The 4,730-nt window shown below is 32.5% G+C and carries 2 protein-coding genes; both read right to left on the bottom strand.

Translation table 11 applies throughout. The annotated features are described in order from the left end of the window. On the bottom strand, window positions 1-3,471 hold a 3,471-nt coding region (locus ACYPZI_RS15515), incomplete at its 3' end, for a DUF7149 domain-containing protein (RefSeq protein ID WP_459603216.1). Between the two features lie 4 nt (window positions 3,472-3,475). Further along, window positions 3,476-4,390 carry a restriction endonuclease gene (locus ACYPZI_RS15510; RefSeq protein ID WP_459603214.1) on the bottom strand — a complete coding sequence of 305 codons (915 nt, stop codon included), beginning with the start codon at window positions 4,388-4,390 and terminating at the stop codon, window positions 3,476-3,478. Between the last annotated feature and the right edge of the window lie 340 nt (window positions 4,391-4,730).

Genomic DNA, 4,730 nt, shown 5'->3' with positions numbered 1-4,730 from the left:
ATATTTCAAATTATTTCCTGTAGCAAAACATGTACTATCTAGAGTTACGCAGCCTTTCATATCAATACCAAAACGAAGGATAGATCCTACTCTTTTCCAGACGATTTTTTGTTTAGAAAAATCGTCCCAATAACTTATGCTATCTTGTGTTTCAAACCATTTATTATTGGTCTTTTTACGTGAATTGGGATCACCTGTTTGTTTTAATCTGTCATATCCAAACGATAACAAGTATTCTTTAATCGCAGGATATTCTTCAATATCAATTTTAAGAGATGGAAATGTGCATATTAGCCATAAATCAGCAAATTCATAGCCATAGCGTTTTATATCCCTGCCTCTTAAAATAGGGCGAATAATTTCGGCATTTTTAGGGGATTTTTCTATTAATTCATCTTTAGTTTTCCCATCAATTATGAAAGCCTCATTGTACCCTGTTAATATACCTCGATAGATATTTATATCCCAGTCTTTCAAAGGAATGCCTACTCGTTCTATTTTATCTTTGATGCACCTTTCTATTTCAGATAGTATTACAAAAGAAGCAATAGAGTTTTTCCCAAATGAGGAACTTATAGCATTTTGCATAAGATAATCGCTCAATTTAGTTATTCCAGAACTGAAGTCTTTTTTTATTTGACAAGTCTCTGTTTTATGTAGGTTAGTACCTTTCTGGAATGTCATAATATTGACATCTACAGTAGCTTCATCAAAGACTTTTATGCCAGTAAAGTCAATCAATAAAATTGGATTCGTTTGTTCTACAAAATATTGACGCATACTTTGCCCATATCCTGCACGCATCCATTTATTGGATGTGATAAATGATAAGAAATGGTTTGGACGAAGTAAATTGTTACCTAATTCATAGAACAAGCAATATATATCCCCAGTTCGTTCAAATGTTTCATATCCCATTTGCTTATAAACATCAGTAATCTCGCCCATTGATTGAAGCTGGATATATGGCGGGTTACCAATGATTGCATCAAAGCCGATATAATTACCCTCATCATCTAATACTTCAGGGAATTCCAAACGCCACTCTAGTGCATTTTGGTAGATTTTATTATTCTTTATTTCATTGATGATTGATTTGTATTTATCAACCATTTTTTGAGTTTCATTGGTTTTCTTCTGAATAACTTTCTTTTCCTTAGGACTAAGTTCAAATAGATTCGGTGCTGTGAGATCAGATAACTCCTTTTGCCATTTCAACAAAATCCTAGAGGTTTTATCATTTCTTCCAATTTCAGTTTTTAAACCGCTCTTTATTTTCGTAATCAATCTATTTAACTCATGTTTCTCAGCCTTATCATGGGCATCATGATACTTCGCAATAGCTTCTTTATATTCTGCTACTGTATAACCAATAGCCCTTAACGCAGGCTTTAAATCTTCATCTAATGAAAAACGATGTACAAGAGAATTTCCGCATTTAATATTAATGTCAATATTGGGCAATGTTTCTAATTCATTAGTTCCAACCTTATAATAAGTATGTTTCAGTAGCTCTATCCATAGACGTAATTGGCATATCTTTACCGAATTGGGATTAATATCTACTCCAAACAAGCATTTCTCTATAATCGTTTGTTTTTCGTGAAACAGAATTTCCTGTACTCTCTGACTCTCATGATTATAGGGGATATATTTGAAAATTCCAAATTCATTATCACTAATAATCAATTCATCATTTTCTACTGTTATTTTATAATCTCTCAGTCGTTTGCCATTTTTATCTATTAAGATTCCTAATTCAGACTTTAAGGCAATCATTTCGTTTAGGCTAGACACGAGGTAGTGACCCGATCCCACCGCCATATCACATATTTTGATAGAGTTAAATATCTGATTTGCCTCTGATAAGTCAGATATTTTATTGTAGAGATCATTTATTGTTGTACATTCCCAACCTTTTGCCTCATTAAATTTTTGTATTACTGTTCGTGTAATAGTGTCTCGGCACATAAACATGGTAATAAAACTCGGTGTGAAAAATGAGCCATCTTTATATCCGTTTATTTTCTCAAAAATAAGACCTAATACCGAAGCCGAAATTAAAGGTTTGTTTTCTTCTTGAATATCTTCCGAACCTTCGCTACTGAAATCATAAGCATCCAAAAACCGCAAGAGGTATTCTAGTGGGTTAAGCTCGATTTCTTTTGTATTTTTTTTACCTTTTAATACAGATTTTGAATATAGACTAATTCGAGCCTTATCTCGTAAGTTGCTAATAGCGATTGTATAGGCTTCAAGTTCTGTTTGTTCGAATAATGAACTGTTTAAATAAGGTACATGGGCGAATTTCTCTTTTAGATATCCTTCTCTTCGTTCGTCCTCTTTTCTTGCTAAAATTTGGAAAAACAAACTATTCAAATCGTCATAACCTTCAATTTTATCGATTGTAAGGAAGGAATAACCCTTATCATTACTATGATATTTTATTATTTGTGATTCAAGCAGCTTTAAAAATAGTACCCTGTTAATCCATGTGATACTTAAATCTAATGCAACATTGAACAAGCGTTCTTCATTGGTGCTACCATACTGACTAATATTAGGTAGCCGGGATAGCTTATCCATTGAATCCAATTCATTAATGGCGTTTTCTATAATAGAGCCATTATCTCTTTTTCCTTTAGGCTTCCTAACAATAAATTTTTGAGTACCTTCTTTAATCTCTTCTAAGCCAAGTATATGTAGTAACTCACCATAGAACTCTTTGTTCAACTGGTTATAGTCATTAGCGAAAGGTAGTTTGAGTAAATGTATCGGAGACAAAAATTTATATAGAGCTATTAACTTCTTGTCATCCTCTCTATCCGCATTTCTAAGTATTTTATTATAATCTCTAATGTCAAAATAAGTATATGGTATTTCGGTTTGAAGTTTATCAATAGCAGGAGCGGCTATCTCTTTATAAAAGAAATCTGTGCTCGTTCCTGATAGAGTTCCAGCTTGAAACTGTTCAAATTTTTTCAGTAAGGCTTTGTCTTGATAAAAAAGCTTCTCGAAATCCTGAGCATCAAATACAAACCACTCATTAATATTTGTGATTACCAAATAACGTAGTTCGAAGTTTTTTGCAGTTTTTCTCTCCCGAAGGTAATATAACACGAGTTCTTGAAATGATTTAGCATTGAGATTATTTTTGCTAATCATCTCTCCTTTATTCGTTGGCTTTTTTACTTCAATTAATACTCCAACTGGCGATTTAGCATCTTTTCCATTATGAATGACAAGATCGTTATAGCCTTTGGTATTTATATAGTGTTTATTTTTATAATATACAGAGTTAAGAAAATCTGTTATCAGATTTTTGTGAAACTCCTCACTTTCCGAATCATTAATTTTATCCAGTAAAGAAATAAACTCTTTTTTGAATAATTCAATCTCTTCACGATCTGGCTTCTGCTTTAAAAATGCTGGATTTAAGGCTTGTTTTGGAGTTTTTATAATTGTCTGCATAAGTTTATTCTTCAAAGTAATCACTATCTATTTTTTTAATTTCATAAACGTGTTGAGTTGCGACACCAAGATTATAATCTATCATTAGTTGGGCAATTTGAAATCCATCTATTAATACTATTTTGGTTTCATTACGGGGAACATATTCTAATGCATCTTTGCTAAATGATGATGTTGTAATGAAAACACCTTTTTTAGCACCTTGCCCAGCTAAAGCTCCTATAAATCTGTGTATTTCTGGACGCCCTACAATATTTCCTGATTGCCATCTTTTTGCTTGTATATAAATAATGTCAAGCCCTAGCTTGTCTTCTTTTATAGTTCCATCAATACCCTCATCTCCACTTTTCCCAATTGCTTTTCCTGCATCCTTCATTGATCCTCCATAGCCCATCTTGACTAGCAACTCTACCACAAGCTTTTCAAAAAAAGAAGGAGATAGCTTCGTTACCTTATCTAATAATTCTTGTGCCAATGATTTTCGTATATTTTGATAAGAGTTTTCTAAAACTTCTTCAGGTGTTTGTGCTGATATTTCATTTTGGTTATCAGTACTTGTAGATGAAACGTCATCACGTTTCAGATTTTGAAATTCCAAAAATTCGGGGTATTGTTTTAAAAAAGCAACATTTATTTCTTTTGGTTTTTGCTTGAGAGCAGCAAGCCCTCGTTTCGTAATACATATGAATCCTCGTTTTGGCGAATCTATAAGCCCTGATTTTTTTAGATAGGTTCTTGCCCAGCCGACTCTATTTCCAAATAAAAAAGTTTGTCCGCTTGGTAGTAGTTCTTTTCGGTCATCTTCTGTAAGCTTAAACTCATCGGCAAGTTGTTCAATTATATCATTGAGTCTATATTCTTTTTTGTCTTGGACAGCTTTCAATAAAGGAAGCATTATTGCTTGATAACTAGGGATCATATTTATTACACTTTTATAAAGAAATCAAAGGGTTAGCATTAGAGACAAAGTTAATAATATTGTTTAATTAACTTAATAATTAGGACGAGAAATAGATTTGCAAATTCTGTGTGCAAATTTGTGTGCACACAACTATTTTATCAAATTATATTTTATATAATATCTAAAAATTAATTACACAAATATTTTTAATGAATTCATTCGGCCTGTCCACCGATGAAAATAGTCGCCAGAATTTGGCAATGCGTTCTTTGAGAGATGATAAATAACGATTGTGAGTAATGCTTTTTCGCATATACCACCATACTCTTTCTACCGAATTGAGGTCGGGAGAATATGC

The sequence above is a fragment of the Dysgonomonas reticulitermitis genome, from assembly GCF_054601275.1.
Note: the sequence above shows the minus strand (reverse complement) of the source record. Positions and strands in the feature narration are given on the sequence as shown.